This is a genomic window from Streptomyces sp. 4N509B (assembly GCF_052245655.1).
In the GTDB taxonomy this organism is placed as follows: domain Bacteria; phylum Actinomycetota; class Actinomycetes; order Streptomycetales; family Streptomycetaceae; genus Streptomyces.
Genome location: NZ_JBQQBZ010000004.1, coordinates 241,029 through 257,088 on the forward strand (window position 1 = coordinate 241,029; position 16,060 = coordinate 257,088).

16 protein-coding genes are annotated in these 16,060 nt (G+C 74.8%); 6 read left to right on the top strand and 10 right to left on the bottom strand.

Translation table 11 applies throughout. The features are described 5' to 3' along the window. Nucleotides 1–2: 2 nt before the first annotated feature. The 8 genes from ACTWP5_RS07100 to map form a co-directional block, all read right to left on the bottom strand. Entirely contained in the window at nucleotides 3–668 is a 666-nt protein-coding gene (locus ACTWP5_RS07100; RefSeq protein ID WP_443219886.1) for a biliverdin-producing heme oxygenase, read from the bottom strand. Nucleotides 669–822: 154 nt separating this feature from the next. After that, entirely contained in the window at nucleotides 823–1,485 is a 663-nt protein-coding gene (locus ACTWP5_RS07105) for an alpha/beta fold hydrolase (protein WP_443219887.1), read from the bottom strand. A 1-nt stretch (nucleotide 1,486) separates the two neighbouring features. Then, entirely contained in the window at nucleotides 1,487–2,593 is a 1,107-nt protein-coding gene (locus ACTWP5_RS07110; protein WP_443219888.1) for a ring-opening amidohydrolase, read from the bottom strand. Then, on the bottom strand, nucleotides 2,590–4,086 hold the full coding sequence (locus tag ACTWP5_RS07115; RefSeq protein WP_443219889.1) for a nucleobase:cation symporter-2 family protein: 1,497 nt from the start codon (nucleotides 4,084–4,086) through the stop codon (nucleotides 2,590–2,592). The genes ACTWP5_RS07110 and ACTWP5_RS07115 overlap by 4 nt, the downstream gene beginning before the upstream one ends. A gap of 44 nt (nucleotides 4,087–4,130) precedes the next feature. Beyond that, nucleotides 4,131–5,957 (bottom strand): allophanate hydrolase, encoded by a 1,827-nt coding sequence (atzF, locus tag ACTWP5_RS07120; protein WP_443219890.1) that lies wholly within the window; start codon nucleotides 5,955–5,957, stop codon nucleotides 4,131–4,133. Then, nucleotides 5,954–6,682 carry a biuret amidohydrolase gene (gene biuH / locus ACTWP5_RS07125; RefSeq protein ID WP_443219891.1) on the bottom strand — a complete coding sequence of 243 codons (729 nt, stop codon included), beginning with the start codon at nucleotides 6,680–6,682 and terminating at the stop codon, nucleotides 5,954–5,956. The genes atzF and biuH overlap by 4 nt, the downstream gene beginning before the upstream one ends. A 97-nt stretch (nucleotides 6,683–6,779) precedes the next feature. Beyond that, nucleotides 6,780–7,523 carry a GntR family transcriptional regulator gene (locus ACTWP5_RS07130; protein ID WP_443219892.1) on the bottom strand — a complete coding sequence of 248 codons (744 nt, stop codon included), beginning with the start codon at nucleotides 7,521–7,523 and terminating at the stop codon, nucleotides 6,780–6,782. Nucleotides 7,524–7,789: 266 nt separating this feature from the next. Continuing rightward, nucleotides 7,790–8,665, bottom strand: a complete 876-nt coding sequence (map, locus tag ACTWP5_RS07135) for a type I methionyl aminopeptidase (protein ID WP_443219893.1) — start codon at nucleotides 8,663–8,665, stop codon at nucleotides 7,790–7,792. 33 nt (nucleotides 8,666–8,698) lie between these two features. Here map and ACTWP5_RS07140 point away from each other — a divergent pair, with 33 nt between their 5' ends. The 3 genes from ACTWP5_RS07140 to ACTWP5_RS07150 all read left to right on the top strand — a co-directional run bounded on the left by ACTWP5_RS07140 (nucleotide 8,699) and on the right by ACTWP5_RS07150 (nucleotide 10,173). Continuing rightward, nucleotides 8,699–8,989, top strand: coding sequence for a hypothetical protein (locus tag ACTWP5_RS07140; protein WP_443219894.1), 291 nt, complete (start codon nucleotides 8,699–8,701; stop codon nucleotides 8,987–8,989). 73 nt (nucleotides 8,990–9,062) lie between these two features. Continuing rightward, nucleotides 9,063–9,800 carry an NADPH-dependent F420 reductase gene (gene npdG / locus ACTWP5_RS07145; protein ID WP_443219895.1) on the top strand — a complete coding sequence of 246 codons (738 nt, stop codon included), beginning with the start codon at nucleotides 9,063–9,065 and terminating at the stop codon, nucleotides 9,798–9,800. Nucleotides 9,801–9,906: 106 nt separating this feature from the next. Beyond that, nucleotides 9,907–10,173 carry a hypothetical protein gene (locus ACTWP5_RS07150; protein WP_443219954.1) on the top strand — a complete coding sequence of 89 codons (267 nt, stop codon included), beginning with the start codon at nucleotides 9,907–9,909 and terminating at the stop codon, nucleotides 10,171–10,173. 142 nt (nucleotides 10,174–10,315) lie between these two features. On the opposite strand, the gene panB is transcribed toward ACTWP5_RS07150, so the two are convergent. Beyond that, on the bottom strand, nucleotides 10,316–11,179 hold the full coding sequence (gene panB, locus ACTWP5_RS07155; RefSeq protein WP_443219896.1) for a 3-methyl-2-oxobutanoate hydroxymethyltransferase: 864 nt from the start codon (nucleotides 11,177–11,179) through the stop codon (nucleotides 10,316–10,318). 261 nt (nucleotides 11,180–11,440) lie between these two features. On the opposite strand from panB, the gene ACTWP5_RS07160 reads away from it, so the two are divergent. From ACTWP5_RS07160 to pspAB, 3 genes are all read left to right on the top strand, one after another. Next, nucleotides 11,441–12,529 carry an endonuclease/exonuclease/phosphatase family protein gene (locus ACTWP5_RS07160; protein WP_443219897.1) on the top strand — a complete coding sequence of 363 codons (1,089 nt, stop codon included), beginning with the start codon at nucleotides 11,441–11,443 and terminating at the stop codon, nucleotides 12,527–12,529. 142 nt (nucleotides 12,530–12,671) lie between these two features. Further along, nucleotides 12,672–13,571 (top strand): zinc metalloprotease HtpX, encoded by a 900-nt coding sequence (gene htpX, locus ACTWP5_RS07165; protein ID WP_443219898.1) that lies wholly within the window; start codon nucleotides 12,672–12,674, stop codon nucleotides 13,569–13,571. 22 nt (nucleotides 13,572–13,593) lie between these two features. Beyond that, nucleotides 13,594–14,226, top strand: a complete 633-nt coding sequence (pspAB, locus tag ACTWP5_RS07170; protein ID WP_443219899.1) for a PspA-associated protein PspAB — start codon at nucleotides 13,594–13,596, stop codon at nucleotides 14,224–14,226. Between the two features lie 21 nt (nucleotides 14,227–14,247). Here the strand turns inward: pspAB and ACTWP5_RS07175 are convergent, their stop codons facing one another. Next, the gene (locus ACTWP5_RS07175; protein ID WP_443219900.1) at nucleotides 14,248–16,023 is read right to left on the bottom strand and encodes an NAD+ synthase; all 1,776 of its coding nucleotides are present in this window, start codon (nucleotides 16,021–16,023) and stop codon (nucleotides 14,248–14,250) included. Between the last annotated feature and the right edge of the window lie 37 nt (nucleotides 16,024–16,060).

Sequence of the window (16,060 nt, forward strand, 5' to 3'; positions counted from 1 at the left end):
GGTTACCGTGTGGCGTCGCCGAGCTCCCGGAAGACGGCCGTGTTCAGGGCGAAGGCGCGCCGGCACTCGTCGACGACGCGCAGCTTCTCGTCGTCGGTGACGGGGATCGCGTCCAGCCGGGCGCGGTACCTCCGCTTGAACGCGGCCGGGTTCCCGACCTGGTCGAAGACGTAGAACCGCACGCCGTCGCCCCTGGGGGTGAAGCCCCAGGTCTTCTCGGCGGTGCCGCGGATGACCTGGCCGCCCGAGAGGTCGCCGAGGTACCGGGTGTAGTGGTGGGCGACGTACCCGCCCGGCCACCCCTCGGCCACCTCCCGCACGCGGGCGGCGTACCTCTCGGTGGCGGGCAGGGGCGCGAGCGTCGTGCGCCACGCGGTGCCGGCGTGCAGGTGGTCGAGGTCCTGCGCGAGGGCCGCGGTGCGGAACAGTGCGGGGCTGACGAACGGACCCGCGACCGGGTCGTCGGCCAGCCGTTCGGCGGCCTCCTCCAGGGCGCGGTAGACGAACCACAGCTGCTCCGTGTACCGGGTGAACGCGGCCACGCCCAGCCGGCCACCGAGCATCTCGCTCATGAAGGGGGAGCTCTCGGCCTCGACGTGCTGCTGGTGGGAGGCCTCGCGGATGAGGGTGGAGAACGGGGTGGCGGCGGTGTTCAGTGCGGTGGTCACCAGGCCATGGTGAGTACTTAGGTTCACCTAAGTCAAGGGTTTACCGACACGCTGTCGGGAAACGCGGGCGCGAGAAACGGGCAGGAACGCGGCTCCGGAGTGTGGCTGGGAGTGTGGCTGGGAGTGGGGCCGGGAGTGGCTGGAAGCGCCCGCCTCACGCGGTGGACCCGGCCGGCCCGGCCACCCGGCGCAGGTGGGCGCGGACGACGGCCGCGAACGCCTCGGGGACGTCCAGGTGCACCGCATGCCCGCCGCCCGGCACCACCTCCCGGCCCAGGCCGCCGCAGTGGCGGGCCAGCGCCGCCACCGAGGCGTGCCGCGCAGCCGGCGAGCGTTCACCGACGGTGAGCAGCACGGGCCCACAGCCGGGCGCGGGAGCCGCGGGCTCGAAGCCCCGGAACATCGCGAACTCCCGCTCCACGACAGCACGCCCCGGCGCCGCTCCGGCGTCGAACGACGGCCCGTACAGCGCCCGCCCGAAGCCCGCCACGCCACCCGTGCGCAGCCCCTCGGCGACGTGCGCCAGCAGCCCGGGGGCCAGCGACCCCGCGGCCGGCTCGTGGAGCACGGCCGCCGTCAACGGCACCCCGCGCGCGGCCAGTTCCAGGCCCAGCGTGGCGCCGCCGCTGACCCCGGCCACGGCGGCGTCCGCGCACAGCGGGGCGAGCGCGGCGACCTCGGTCTCCAGCGAGCCGGTGCAGGGCCGCTCGGGGCAGACGACGTCGAGGCCGTCGAGGCCGTCGAGGTGGGGCAGCATCCGCCGCCACACCTCCGCCGTCGTGGCGGCGCCGTGCAGCAGCACCAGGCGGGGCCGCACGTCACGGCACCCGGTAGACGACCGTCACGGTGCCGCCGCCCGGCGGGCCCTGGTGCTCCGCCCCGCCCGAGACGTACAGCGCCGTGTGCCCGGCCAGCGCCGAGAGCAGTCCGCCGACGGCGGCCCGCGCGTGTCGCGTGGCGTGCAGGTCGGAGTCGGTCAGCATGGTGTGGCGGACCCCGCGTACCGTGCCCGCAGGGTCCGCCTCCGCCTTCGCGAACACCTGCACCACCTCCCCGCCGGCCCGGCGCACGTGGTCGAACAGGCCCGTCAGCGTCGTCAGGTCGATGGCGTCGGCCATGGTGCCGTGCACGGCCCGCAGCCGGCTGCGGGCGGCGGTGCTCGTGCCCAGCACCAGCACGTGACAGTCGGTCAGCTCGGCGCCCGCGCTGGCCGAGGCACGGGAGGACCACACCCGCGCGCCGGCCCCGGAGGCGGGCCCGGAGGCGAGCGCCGCGTCGGCCTGCTCCGGCGTGCACTCGCCGAGCGCCAGGGCGATGCCGAGCGAGGCCGCCGCGCGGGACCGCGCCATGGACTCGTAGGTGTCCTCCGTCACCGGCTCGCCGCCCTCGGCGCGGCAGGCCGCGACCCGCTCGGAGGTCAGCAGCGGGCACTTGACGAGCACCAGGTGCGTCTCGTCCGGCGCCAGACCGAGCCGGGCCAGCAGGCCCTCGACGGTGTGGCGCACCGCCGTCACCTGCGCGGCCCTGCCCACCTCCTCGGGCGCGAGGATCCGGGTGCGCGCCGCGGCGGCGACCAGGCCCCGGTCGTACCGGTCGTGCTGTTCGTGCTGCTCGCCGCCGGGGTCGCCGCCGGGGTCGGCGGTGTCCGGGTCGGCGGTGTCCGTGCCCACCAGCAGGTTCACGTGCGGGCTGAGGACGCCCTCCGTGCCGCCGGAGAACACCGTGACGGTCTCCGGCGGCAGCAGCGTCTCCCAGCGGGCGGCGGCCAGCGTGCGGGAGAAGTCGTTGACGCAGCCGTTGCCCTCCGTCTTGCCGACGACGGCGAGCACGTCCGCGAGGCGGTACCCGGCGGCGGCCAGCGCGTCCACGGCGCGGACGTCGCCGGGGTCGGAGGTCTCCACACGCACGAGGTCGACGGTGGTCACGGGCGCTCCTTCTCGGTGGTGCCGGGGGCGGCGTTCTCGGTGGCGTCGGGGGTCGCGCCGGCGGCGGGGGTGGCACCGGCGGCCGGGCGGCCGACGGCGAGGTGGTGGAAGAAGAGGTTCAGGCAGAAGGCGACGATGACCGCGCTGGAGATGGAGCCGCCGGCCACGATCCGGAACCAGGAGGGGAAGTCCGCGTAGATCTGCGGCGCCACGACCGGCACCATGCCCACCGCGAGCGCCAGGCCCACGATCGTGCCGTTGTGCGTGCCGTCGTAGGACACCTGACTCAGGGTGCGGATGCCGGTCAGGGCGACCATCGCGAACATCACCAGGCTGACCGAGCCGATGACGGGACCGGGCAGCGAGGCCACCGTCTCGCCCATCTTGGGCACCAGGCCGAGCAGCACCAGCAGCACGCCGGCCGCCGTGACCGCGTACCTGCTGCGCACCCCGGTCATCCGGACCAGGCTGACGTTCTGCGCGAACACCGTGTCGGGGAAGGAGGTCATGGCGCCGGCCACGGTGCCCGACAGGCCGTCAGCGGCCAGGCCCCTGGCCAGTTCCGCCCGGCCCACCGGACGGCCCGTCATCTCACCGACCGACATCAGGTACGCGGTGGACTCGGCGAAGATCACCAGCATCACCACGCACATCGAGGCCACGGCCGCGAGGGGGAACTCCGGCGCGCCGAAGTGGAACGGCTCGGGGAAGCCGAACCAGTCGGCGTCGGAGACCGTGGAGAAGTCCGTCATGCCCATCACGGCCGCCGCCCCCGTGCCCACCAGCAGGCCCACGAGCACGACGGTCTGCGCCAGGAAGCCGCGCGCGAAGCGCGTCAGCGCGACGATCAGGACGATCACGCCGGCCGCCAGCGCCAGCCGGTCCATCGCCGCGTAGTCGGGGGAGTCCGGGTCGTCGCCCGCGATGAGCGCGACCGCCTTCCCGACCAGCGACAGGCCGATCACGGTCACCGCGGTGCCGCGCACCACGGGCGGGAAGAACCGCACCAGACGCGCGAACGGATAGGCGATCAGCATGCCGAAGACGCCGGCGGCGAGCATCGCGCCGTAGACCGCGGGCAGACCGTACTCGCCCTGGATGCTGATCATCGGGGTGACGGCGGTGAACGAGGCGCCCGCCACCACCGGCATCCGCGCGCCGAACAGCCGGGTCAGGCCGAGGCTCTGCACGATGGTGATCAGGCCGGCGACCAGCAGGTCGGCGGCGACGAGCATGCCGATCGTGGCCGTGTCCAGGCCGGCGGCGGCGCCGAAGACCAGCGGCACGGCCACACAGCCGGTGTACATGACGGCGACGTGCTGGGCGCCGAACGCCACCAGCCGGCCGAAGGGCAGCCGTTCGTCGACGGGATCGGGGGAGGAAGCGGCGGCGGTGGAGGGAGCGGCGGCGGAGGGAACGGGGTCGGGTGCGGGTGCGGGTGCGGGAGCGCGGCCGGCGGCGGGCTCGGCCCGCTCGGCGGGGGTGTGGGTCATCGGTCGACTTCCCTTCCTGGGGGACGAGGGGCCCGGCGTGCCAGTTAGGCACGCCAGTCCCGGTGAGCGGAGATGTCCTCGGCTCCCCGCGCGGCGTGCGCCTCGCACAGGAAGCCGGTGACCGAGGTGCCGTCGTCCAGCAGCACCCGGCCGAGCGCCATGGGCTCGGGGAGCGTGGCGAGGAGGTGACCCAGCTGCGCGGGCGGCAGCGCCCACACCTCGCCGACGAGGGCGTGCCCGGCGCCGCCGCCCTCACCGTCGGGCACCCGCAGCAGCCCGGGGCGCGGCGGCTCGCCGGGCAGCGCCACCATGCGGTAGCGCGGAGCGGTGGTGACCGGGCCGAGGAGGCGGGCGCCGCGCCCGGTCAGCTGGTGGTTCAGCGGCTGGCCGGCCAGGTGCGCCCCGAAGACGGCGAGCCGCAGGCCGGGCGGGCCCCAGGCCGGCAGCCCGCCCTCGCCGGATCGGGCCGGCGGTGCCGCCCGCTGTGGGGAGAGCGTCGCGGCGAGGTCGGCGGCCACCCGGTCGGCGAAGGCGCGGGCGACGACGGTGACCCCGAACGGGCCGCCGTCCACGCTGCCCGCGGGGACCGCCACGGCCGCGAGGTCCAGCAGGTTGACGAAGTTGGTGTACGTCCCGAGGCGGCTGTTGACCCCGACCGGATCGGCCGCGACCGCCTCCAGCGTCGGGTGCTCGGGGACGGTGGGCAGCAGCAGCGCCGCGCAGTCCGCGATCCGTGCCGTCGCGGCCCGCCGCAGCTCGGCGAGCCGCGCCAGGTCGGCCGCGTAGCGGTGGGCGGGCAGCCGCCCGGCGGCGGTGATGATCGCGCGGACGGTGGGATCGACGTCGTCACCGCCGGCCTCCACGAAGGCGCCGACCGCCGCGTGACGTTCCGCCGCGAAGCCGCCCTCGTAGAGCAGGCGTGCCGCGCTCAGGAACGGCTCGATGTCGACGGGCACCACCGTGGCGCCGGCCGCGCGCAGCCGGTCCGCGGCCCGGTCGAACGCGGCCCGCCAGGTGGGGCTCAACGGCGCGAGCTGCGCGGCCAGCGGGACCGCGACGCGCGGCGCGGGCGGTGCCGCCAGCGGCGCGTCGGCCGGCCAGGCCCGCGCCTCCACGCCGCCTTCGGCGTCCGCGTTGCCGGCCGCGTTGCCTCCGTCCGTGCCGTGTCCGCCGCCCGCGCCGCGTGTCGCGGTGCCGGCCAGGACCGCGGCGGCGGCCTCGGCCAGCGGCAGCGTCGCCGCGAACACGGTGACGCAGTCGAAGGAGCGGGCGGCGGGCACCACGCCCTCGGTCGGCACCAGACCGCGCGTCGGCTTGATCCCGACCACCCCCTGGAACGCCGCCGGCACCCGCCCCGAGCCCGCGGTGTCGGTGCCCAGCGCGAGGTCGACCTGCCCCAGGGCCACCGCCGCCGCCGAGCCCGAGGAGGAGCCGCCGCCGACGCGCCGCGGGTCGTGCACGGCGCGCACCGCCCCGTACGGGCTGCGGGTGCCCACCAGGCCCGTGGCGAACTGGTCGAGGTTCGTCTTGCCCACGACCACCGCGCCGGCCGCCGTCAGCCGTGCCACGGCGGGCGCCGAGACCTCCGGGTCGTAGGCGAACGAGGGGCAGCCCGCCGTGGTGGGCAGCCCCGCCGCGTCGATGTTGTCCTTCACCGCGCACACGAGCCCGGCCAGCGGCAGCTCCTCGCCCGCGGCTACCCGGGCGTCCACCGCCGCCGCCTCGGCGAGCAGCTCCCCGGCCGGCCGCACGGAGATCCACACCTCCGGGTACGGACTCTCCGCCAGCAGCGCGAGCGTGCGCCGCACCCGCGCGAGGGCGGTGCCGGCCACCGCGCCCGTGTCGGCCGTCGCCTCCCGCGTGGCCCTCACGCCGCCTCCCCGCGCGTGGCCGGCGCGGCGCCCGGCGACGCGGCCGGCTCGCCGAGCGCCGTCAGCAACGCCTCGCTGGTGGCGACGGCGCCGAAGACCCCGCCCTGCATCTGGACCATCCGCAGCGCCGCGTCGTGGTTGTCCCGGTCGGTGGCGCCCGTGCAGTCCGACAGCAGCAGACACTCGTAGCCGCGGTCGTTGGCCTCCCGCATGGTGGTGTGGACACACACGTCCGTGGTGATGCCGGTCAGCACCAGGTGGGTGACGCCGCGCGAGCGCAGGAGCAGGTCGAGGTCGGTGGCGTAGAACGCGCCCTTGCCCGGCTTGTCCACCACCGGCTCGCCGGGGGCCGGGGCCACCTCCGGCACGATCTCCCAACCGGGCTCGCCACGCACCAGGATGCGCCCGCAGGGGCCGGCCGACCCGATCTCGGCGCCGATCCTGCGCGAGCGCCAGCGCTTGTTGGCCGGCAGGTCCGCGAGGTCGGGGCGGTGGCCCTCGCGCGTGTGCACCACGGGCATCCCGGCGCGACGCGCCGCGGCCAGCACCCGCGCGGTGGGTTCGAGGCCGGCCCGGGTGAGGGAGATGTCGTAGCCCATGGCGTCCACGTAGCCGCCGGGGCCGCAGAAGTCCGTCTGCCAGTCGATGCACAGCAGCGCCGTCCGGGCGGGGACGAACGTTCCGTCGTAGGGCCAGGTGTAGGGGGTGGCGTCGATCGTCGCCATGCGGCTCACGTCCTTGCGGGTCGTTCGGGGTGAGGGTGGGAGCGGCGGGGAGGAGGCGGCACGGTGCGGCGGGGTGAGGGGGCCTCGGCCGGGGGCCTCAGCCGCCGCCGCGCAGCGCCATCTGCGCGATGGCGTGGGCGGCGCGCTGCTCGACGACGTCGAGGGACTCGCCCACGTGCAGCCGCAGCGCGGTGAGCGCCTCGGGCAGCCGGCCGGCGAGCACGTGCTCGACGATCTCCAGGTGCTCCGTGACGGTGCGCTCGACGCGGTCCTCGGTGAGGTAGTCGTACATGCGCACCGGGCGGATGCGGACGTTGACCGACTCCAGGGTCTCCGTCAGACGCGGGTTGCCCGAGGAACGCAGCAGCGTGAGGTGGAAGTCCTCGTCCTGGAGCACGAAGCCGGGGTCGGGCTCCGGCGGCTCGGCGCGCAGCGCGCGCCAGTGGTCCCGCAGCGGCTCCAGCAGCGCCGCGTCGTGGCGGACGGCGTCGGACTCCAACGCCCTCGCGAGGCCCCGGAGTTCGACGGTGACGCGCAGTTCGTAGAGGTCGCGCAGCCCGGCGAGGTCGGGGCGGGCCGGGCGGTAGCCGTCGGGGCCGCGCTCGACCAGGCCGTCGGCGACCAGGCGCACGAGGGCCTCGCGCACCGGGGTGCGGGAGACGCCCAGACGCTCCGCCAGCTGCACCTCCACCAGGCGGGCGCGGGCGCCGAACGCCCCGGCCAGCAGCAGGCGACGCAGCTCGGTGTAGGTCTCCTCGCGGCGGTTGCGTCCGCCCCGCCGAGGTGTGGGACCGGCGGACGACGACGCTGTCGACAGCGGTGTATACATCGGTGCATCCATGGCCGGGAACGCTAGGGAGCGGGCGTTTCCGCGGCGGGGTGCACGTGTGGCACGCGTGTTACGCCTGGGGCGGGTGTGTTACGGGATGACTCCCCGCGGCCGCGTTCGAACGCGCTGGAACGGCCACCGCGTCCGGAACGGCCAAAACGGCCAGAACGGCCAGAACGGCCGGTGTGGCCGGGCGGAGGGCGAGCGGCGCGGCAGGCGGCAGGTGCGGCCGGGGCGGACGGCGGCGCGGCCGGTCCACCCTCCGGCGAGGAGGACGCTCAGGGAAGGGTGAGGATCTCCGCGCCCGTCTCCGTCACCAACAGCGTGTGCTCGAACTGGGCCGAACGCGCCCGGTCCCTCGTGACCACCGTCCACTCGTCGTCCCACATCTCCCACTCGTGGGTGCCGAGGTTCAGCATCGGCTCGATGGTGAACGTCATCCCCGGCCGCATCACGGTGGTCGCGTTCGGGTCGTCGTAGTGCGGCACGATCAGGCCGGAGTGGAACGCCGTGTGGATGCCGTGGCCCGTGAAGTCCCGCACCACGCCGTACCCGAAGCGGCGGGCGAAGGACTCGATGACGCGGCCGATCACGTTGATCTGCCGGCCGGGCTTCACCGCGCGGATCGCGCGGTCCAACGCCTCCCTGGTCCGCTCCACCAGCAGCCGCGACTCCTCGTCCACGGCGCTCTCCCCGCCCACCAGGAAGGTGGCGTTGGTGTCGCCGTGCACGCCGTCGACGAACGCCGTGATGTCGAGGTTCACGATGTCGCCCTCGCGCAGCACCGTGGAGTCGGGGATGCCGTGGCAGATGACCTCGTTCACCGAGGTGCACAGGGACTTCGGGAAGCCGCGGTACCCGAGGGTGGAGGGGTACGCGCCGTGGTCGCAGAGGAAGGCGTGCGCCACCTCGTCGAGTTGGTCGGTGGTCACGCCCGGCGCGATGTGCGCGGCCGTCTCCGCCAGCGCCCGCGCCGCGACCGACCCGGCCACCCGCATCCGCGCCACGACGTCCTCGCTCTGCACGGCCGGGCCCCGGTACGGCAGCGGTCCCTTCCTGCCACGGCCCACGTACTCCGGGCGGGGGATGGCGGTGGGGACGGATCGCGTGGGGGAGACCCTGCCGGGAACGACGAGCAGCGACTGGCCAGACATGCGATCGAGTGTACGGCTGGGCAGGATGACGGTATGGCCCCTCCATCCTCGCGTCCTCCGCGCTTTCCCCGCTTCCCGCGCCCGTGGCGCTCGCCGTCCGGCCAGCCGGGAGAGTGGTACTACTGCCTCAAACACCGCAGGGTGGAGGAGGGACCCGACTGCCCGGCGAGAAACCGGCTCGGCCCGTACGCCAGCCGGGAGGAGGCCGCGGAGGCCATCGACATCGCCCACGAACGCGAGGCGACCTGGCGCACCGACCCGCGCTGGAACGACCGCGAGGACGGCGGGTCGGGCGGCGACGGCGGCCGCGACGACAGGGCCTAGCGGTGCCGCGGCGTGACGTCCGCCACCGCGTCATGCCTACCGTTGCTCTAGGAGCACTTGGCAGGATGCCGCTATGACGACGAACGACGCCGCGAACGCATCGGGTGCGAGCAAGCCGGCGCCCAAGGATCCCTGGGACCTGCCGGACGTGTCAGAGCTGGTGGTCGGGGTCCTCGGCGGCACCGGGGACCAGGGCCGTGGGCTCGCCTACCGGCTGGCCAGGGCGGGACAACGGGTGATCATCGGGTCGAGGGCCGCCGAGCGGGCCGAGGCCGCCGCCCGCGAGCTCGCCGAGCTCGACCTGCCCGACGGCGGCGTCCGGGGGATGGACAACGCGGCCTGCGCCCGCGCCAGCGACATCGTGATCGTCGCCGTCCCGTGGGACGGCCACGCCCGCACCCTGTCGGCGCTCACCGAGGAGCTGACGGGCAAGCTCGTGGTCGACTGCGTGAACCCGCTCGCCTTCGACAAGCGCGGCGCCCACGCCGTGCGGCCCGAGGAGGGCAGCGCCGCCGAGCAGGCCGCCGCGCTGCTGCCCGGGTCACGGGTGACCGCCGCCTTCCACCACCTGTCGGCCGTGCTGCTCCAGGACCCGGCCGTGGAGAAGATCGACACGGACGTGATGGTGCTGGGCGACACGCGGGCCGACTGCGAGATCGTGCAGGCCCTGGCCGGGCGCATCCCCGGCATCCGGGGTGTCTACGCGGGGCGGCTGCGCACCGCGCACCAGGTGGAGGCCCTGGTGGCCAACCTCATCGCCGTCAACCGGCGGTACAAGGCGCACGCCGGCATCCGCCTCACCGACCTCTGAGGCGACCTGTGACAATGGCGGGGTGCCCCGGGGCGGCCACACGGGCCGGCGGGGCACCCCGCCCGACGAGCGTCGCCCACGACAGCCCCACCCCGGAGCCGTGACCATGCCCCCCGTGCCTCCCGCCCCGACCGCCGCCAAGGCGCGGCGCTTCGCCCTCTACGCCCTGCTGCTGTGCGCGCTGACGGTGGCCGCGGCCGTGGTCTCCTTCGCCCGGGGGAACTGGCTGGGCGTGGTGTGGGTGCTGATGGCGGGCCTGTCGTCCAACATGGCCTGGTACTACCTGCGGCGCTCCCGCCCGGCGCGGGCGGCGGCCGCGTCGCCGGCCATCGCGGAGCCGGCGCAGTGCACCGGGGAACCGCAGCCGAACTGACCCGACGCGGCCCGGTCACCGACGAGGCCCGGTCACCGACCATGGGCCCCGCCACCGACCAGGGTCGTCGGCCGGACACCACGGCCGGGCGGACCCCACCACCGGGCGGACCCCACCACCGGACGGGGCCCGCCCAACCGGCTCAGTGGAAGCTGTGCCCCTCCGCCGGGTACGCGCCCGACACCACGTCCTCCGCGAAGGCCCTGGCCGCGTCGCCGAGGGTCTCGCGCAGCCGCGCGTACTCCTTCACGAAGCGCGGCGTCCGCCCGCCCGGCCACTCCGTCATCCCGGCCATGTCCGTCCACACCAGCACCTGGGCGTCGCACTCCGCGCCCGCCCCGATGCCGACCGTCGGGATGTGCAGGCTCCGCGTGACCTCGGCGGAGAGCTCCGCCGTCACCAGCTCCAACACCACGGCGAAGGCGCCCGCGTTCTGCACGGCCTTGGCGTCCCGCAGCAGCTGCTGCGCCGCCTCCTCGCCGCGCCCCTGCACGGGGTGGCCGCCGAAGGCGTGGACGGACTGGGGCGTGAGGCCGACGTGGGCCATGACCGGTATGCCGGACTCCACCAGGAGCCGGATCTGGTCCGCGGACCGCTCGCCGCCCTCCAGCTTGACCGCCCCGACGCCCGCCTCCTTGACCAGGCGGGTGGCGCTGCGCAGCGCCTGGGCGGGGCTCTCCTGGTACGTCCCGAACGGCAGGTCGCCGATGATCAACGCGCGTCGCGTGCCGCGCACCACGGCCGCCGACAGCATGACCATCTCGTCGAGCGTCACCGGCACCGTCGTGTCGTACCCCAGGTGGCAGTTGCCCATGGAGTCGCCGACCAGCATCACGGGGATGCCGGCCTGGTCGAAGACGGAGGCGGTCATGGCGTCGTAGGCGGTGAGCATCGGCCACTTCTCGCCGCGCCGCTTGGCGGCGGAGATGTCGCGGACGGTGACGCGGCGGCTGCTCTTGCCGCCGTAGAGGGCAGGGGTCTGCTGGGTGCTCACGGACGCGTTCATCACGTGCTCCTGTTCGTCGTTCTCGAGGCGCCGTGACGGCGTCCCCGGATCGTCACTCCATCGTCGCACCGGGGCCGCGAATGAGGAATCGCCGGGAGCAGGAACTACGGACGGGTCCGGTCTCGTCCCGCTTGGTGGGGCCGGGTGGCGTGTCCGCGATTTGCCGCCCCCGGCGGCGGCTCCCTAGGGTGCCGGGGCAGGCCAGGTGAGAGGTCGAGTGACCGGGGCGAGTGACCACGTGAGAGGTCGGCGAGGAGACGGATGGCACGGCTGTTTACTCCGGGCGCCAGGCGGGGGCCGCGCGTCGAGGCCGACAGCGGCGCCGCCGGCCCGGAGCCGGAGGAGGACGGCGGGCGGCGCGACGGCGTGGCCGGACGTGTCCGTCGGTGGTGTGCCGAACTGCCGGGCCACTGGCGGCGCGGCTGGGTCGTCGTGGTCGCGGCGGTGCTGCTGGCACTGGTGATGCTGCTCCACTCCCGCGTCCCCAACGCGGTGGGCAACCTCGGCAGCCTCCTCCAGACCTTCCTGCCCTGGCTCGGCCTCGGCATCCCGGTGCTGGGCGTGTGCGCGGCGGTGCGCCGTTCGGCCACGGCCGGGATCGCGCTCCTCCTGCCGGCGCTGGTCTGGTTCGACCTCTTCGGCGGCCTGCTGAGGGACAAGACCGACGAGGGCGGCGCCCTCATGGTCATCAGCCACAACGTGGACGCCGACAACCCCGACCCCGCCGTGACGGCGCACGCCCTGGCGGGCAGCGGAGCGGACGTCATAGCGCTCCAGGAGCTGCCGGAGGAGCAGCTGGAGACGTACGAGGAGGCTCTGGCCGCCCGCTTCCCGCACAGCGCCGTCGAGGGCACGGTCGGCCTGTGGAGCCGGTACCCCATCAGCGACACGGCCGCCGTCGACATCGGCCTGGGCTGGACCCGGGCGATGCGCGCCACCGTCACCCCCGCCGAGGAGACAGGGCTGGAGCAGGTGGCGGTCTACGTCGCGCACCTGCCGTCGGTGCGGGTGCAGTTCGACGCGGGCTTCACGGCCGGGAGGCGGGACGAGGCCGCCGACCTGCTGGGGCAGGCGATCGCCGCCGAGCCGCTGGCCGAGGTCGTGCTCCTCGGGGACCTCAACGGCACCATGAACGACGGCGCCCTCGCGCCGCTCACCTCCCAGCTGCGGTCCGCCCAGGGCGCGGCGGGAGAGGGCTTCGGCTTCAGCTGGCCGGCGGGCTTCCCGATGACCAGGATCGACCAGATCCTCGTCCGGGGCCTGGAGCCGGTGTCGGCCTGGACCCTGCCCTCGACCGGCAGCGACCACCTGCCCGTGGCCTCCCGCGTCGACCCCGTCGTCGACGGCTGAGCGCGCCCGAAGCCCTCCTGGGCGCGCCCTGAGCCCTCCTGAGCGTGTCGTCGAGCGCGCCCGCGAGCGGGCTCTCCGAGCGCCGTTTCTTCCGATAGGTCTATTTTGGGAAGAGGTCGGCTCTCGACGGGCAGGAGGAGTGATGGCACACACCCGGTACGCGTCGGACCGCGGGCTCACCAGCCGGATGGTGACCACCATGTTCCTCATCGGGCTGCTCTACGTCGTCTTCGTCGGCGTCCTGATCGCCGCGCTCGGCTCCTCGTGGCCGCTGATCATCCTCCTGGTGGGCGGGCTCTTCGTCGCGCAGTTCTGGTTCAGCGACCGCATCGCCGCGTACAGCATGGGCGCGAAGGAGGTCACGCCCGAGCAGGCGCCCGAGCTCCACGGGGCGGTGGACCGGCTCTGCGCCCTGGCGGACATGCCCAAGCCCAGGGTCGCGATCGCCCACAGCGACGTGCCCAACGCCTTCGCCACCGGCCGGGGCCAGCGCAACTCCCTGGTCTGCGCCACCACCGGGCTGCTGCGGCGGCTGGACCCCAGGGAGCTGGAGGGCGTCCTGGCCCACGAGCTGTCCCACGTGGCCCACCGCGACGTCGCGGTCATGACGATCGCCTCCTTCCTCGGCGTGCTCGCCGGGCTGATCACCCGCATCGCGCTGTGGACCGGCTTCGCCCGGGGCGGACGCGACAACAACAACGTGTTCCTGCTGCTCATCCCCCTGGTCAGCGCCGTCGTCTACGTGATCAGCTTCCTGCTGACCCGGCTGCTGTCGCGCTACCGCGAGCTGTCCGCCGACCGAGCCGGCGCGCTGCTGACCGGCCGCCCCTCCGCCCTGGCCTCCGCCCTCACGAAGGTCTCCGGCGAGATGTCCCGCATCCCCACCCGGGACCTGCGGCAGGCCGAGCCGTTCAACGCGTTCTTCTTCGCGCCCGCGTTCAGCGGGAAGAGCATGAGCGCCCTGTTGTCCTCCCACCCCCCGCTGCGGCAGCGGCTGGACCAGCTCGGCCGGCTCTCCGCCCAGCTCGGCGGGTCGGCCTGAGCGCGGCGCGGCGGCGCGGGCGATGGGACGCCTCCTCGACATCCTGCTGGGCAGGACCAAGCCGGTCCGGCCCGACCTCGACCAGCTCTTCGCGGTCCCCTCGGCGGCCGTCACCCTCCAGGCGGGAGCCGGCTTCCGCCCCACGGGGCGCGGCTCGGTCTGCTTCGCCAGCGTGGAGGGCGGCGCCTTCGCCCGGCTTCGGGACGAGGTGCGCGGCCTGCTCGACGCCGACGCCGACGCCGTCGCCCACGCGGACCCCGGCGCCGGGGAGGTCGGCGCGGACCCGGCGACGATCCCCGTGGAGTTCAGCGCCGACTCCTACGGCTACACCTGGCTGCTGACCCGGCACGCCCCGGACGACCTCGCCGGCCTCGTCAGCGACCTGCACGCGGTCAACACGGTGCTCCAGGACGGCGGCTTCGGTCCGCAGCTGCTGTGCTCCCTCGTCGGCTTCCGCGACGAGCACGAGCGCCCCCTGGCGCTGGTCTACCTCTACAAGCGCGGCACGTTCTACCCCTTCGCGCCCCTCCCCGAGGGCGGGGAGCGGCGCGACAACGCGCTGGAGCTCCAGCTGCGGGCGATGCTGGCGGACGACCTGCGCGTCGAGGACGACCTCGCCCGGTGGTTCCCCGTCTGGGGCGCCCCCGGCCTGTGAGCCGCCGCCCGCCGCCCGGGGCTACGCCGACTCGCGCCAGCGGTTGGTGATCGGCAGCCGCCGGTCCTTGCCGAAGCCCTTCGGCGAGATCTTCGTGCCCGGCGGGTACTGCCGTCGCTTGTACTCGGCGAGGTCCACCATGCGCAGCACCCGCGTCACCAGCTCCTCCTCGAAGCCGGCGGCGATCAGCTGCTCCCGCCCCTGGTCGCGGTCGACGTACCGCTCCAGCAGCCGGTCGAGCACGTCGTAGTCGGGCAGGGAGTCCGTGTCCAGCTGGCCGGGGCGCAGCTCCGCGCTCGGCGGCTTGGTCAGGGAGTTCTCCGGGATCGGCGGGGTCTCGCCGCGCCGCGCCGCGGCCTCGTTGCGCCAGCGCGCCAGGCGGTAGACCGAGGTCTTGTACAGGTCCTTGATCGGCCCGTAGGCGCCCACGGAGTCGCCGTAGAGGGTGGAGTACCCGACGGCGAGCTCGCTCTTGTTGCCCGGTGCGAGCACGATGTGGCCCTCCTGGTTGGAGATCGCCATCAGCAGCGTGCCGCGGAGCCGGGACTGGAGGTTCTCCTCCGCCAGGCCCGTCAGGCCGAGCTCGGCCATGTACGCGTCGAACATCGGGGCGATCGGCACGGTCCGCAGGCGCAGGCCGGTGCGGCGGGCCAGCTCGGCGGCGTCGTCGAGCGAGTGCTGGGAGGAGTACCGGGAGGGCATGGCCACGCCGTGGACGCGGTCCGGGCCGAGGGCGTCGCAGGCCAGGGTCGCGGTCAGCGCGGAGTCGATGCCGCCGGAGAGGCCGATGAGGGCCGTGCCCAGGCCGTTCTTCTCGACGTACGCCCGCACGCCCGTGACCAGCGCGCGGTAGATCTCCTCGGCGTCGTCCACCGGGGGCGCGAACCGCTCCGGCGCGCCGGCGGCGTACCGCGGCTCGTAGGCGGGCAGCGGCCCCTCGCCGAGGGTGACGCGCTCGATCCGCAGCCCGTCGTCGGTGACGCCCTCGCGCGCCCCCGGGTCGGCGGCCGGCAGCTCGAGGTCGATGACCAGGCACGCCTCCTCGAACTTCGGCCCGCGGGCGAGGACCGTGCCGTCCCGGTCGACCACGATGGAGTCGCCGTCGAAGACCAGCTCGTCCTGGCCGCCGACCATCGCGAGGTACGCGAGCACGCAGCCCGCCTCGGCGGCGCGCTTGCGCACGAGCTCCAGCCGCGTGTCGTCCTTGCGCACCTCGTACGGCGAGGCGTTGATCGACAGCAGCAGCCCGGCGCCGGCCGCGCGGGCGCCGGGGACGCGGCCGCCGTCCTGCCAGAGGTCCTCACAGATCGCCAGGGCCACGTCCACGCCGTGGACCCGCACCACCGGGAGGGTCTGGCCGGGCACGAAGTACCGGAACTCGTCGAAGACGCCGTAGTTCGGCAGGTGGTGCTTGGCCAGGGTGAGGAGGACCCGGCCGCGGTGGAGCAGGGCGGCGGCGTTCCGGGGGGCGCCGGCCGGCTGGCCGACGTTGCCCGGGGGACGCTCTGCCTCCTCGGCCCGGTCGAGGTACCCGACCACGACCGGCGTCTCGCCGAGGCCCTCGTCCGCCAGCCGCCCGGCCAGCGCGTGGAGCGCGTCGCGGCTGGCGGAGACGAAGGAGGAACGCAGCGCGAGGTCCTCGACCGGGTAGCCGGTCAGCGTCATCTCGGGGAAGGCGACGAGGTGGGCGCCCTGCTCGGCGGCCCGCCGCGTCCAGCGCACCACCGCCTCGCAGTTGCCGGTGAGGTCGCCGACGGTGGAGTCGACCTGGTTCAGGGCGATGCGTAGCTGAGGCACGTCGTCGAGTCTAGGGCAGAAACGCCGGCTAATCGTC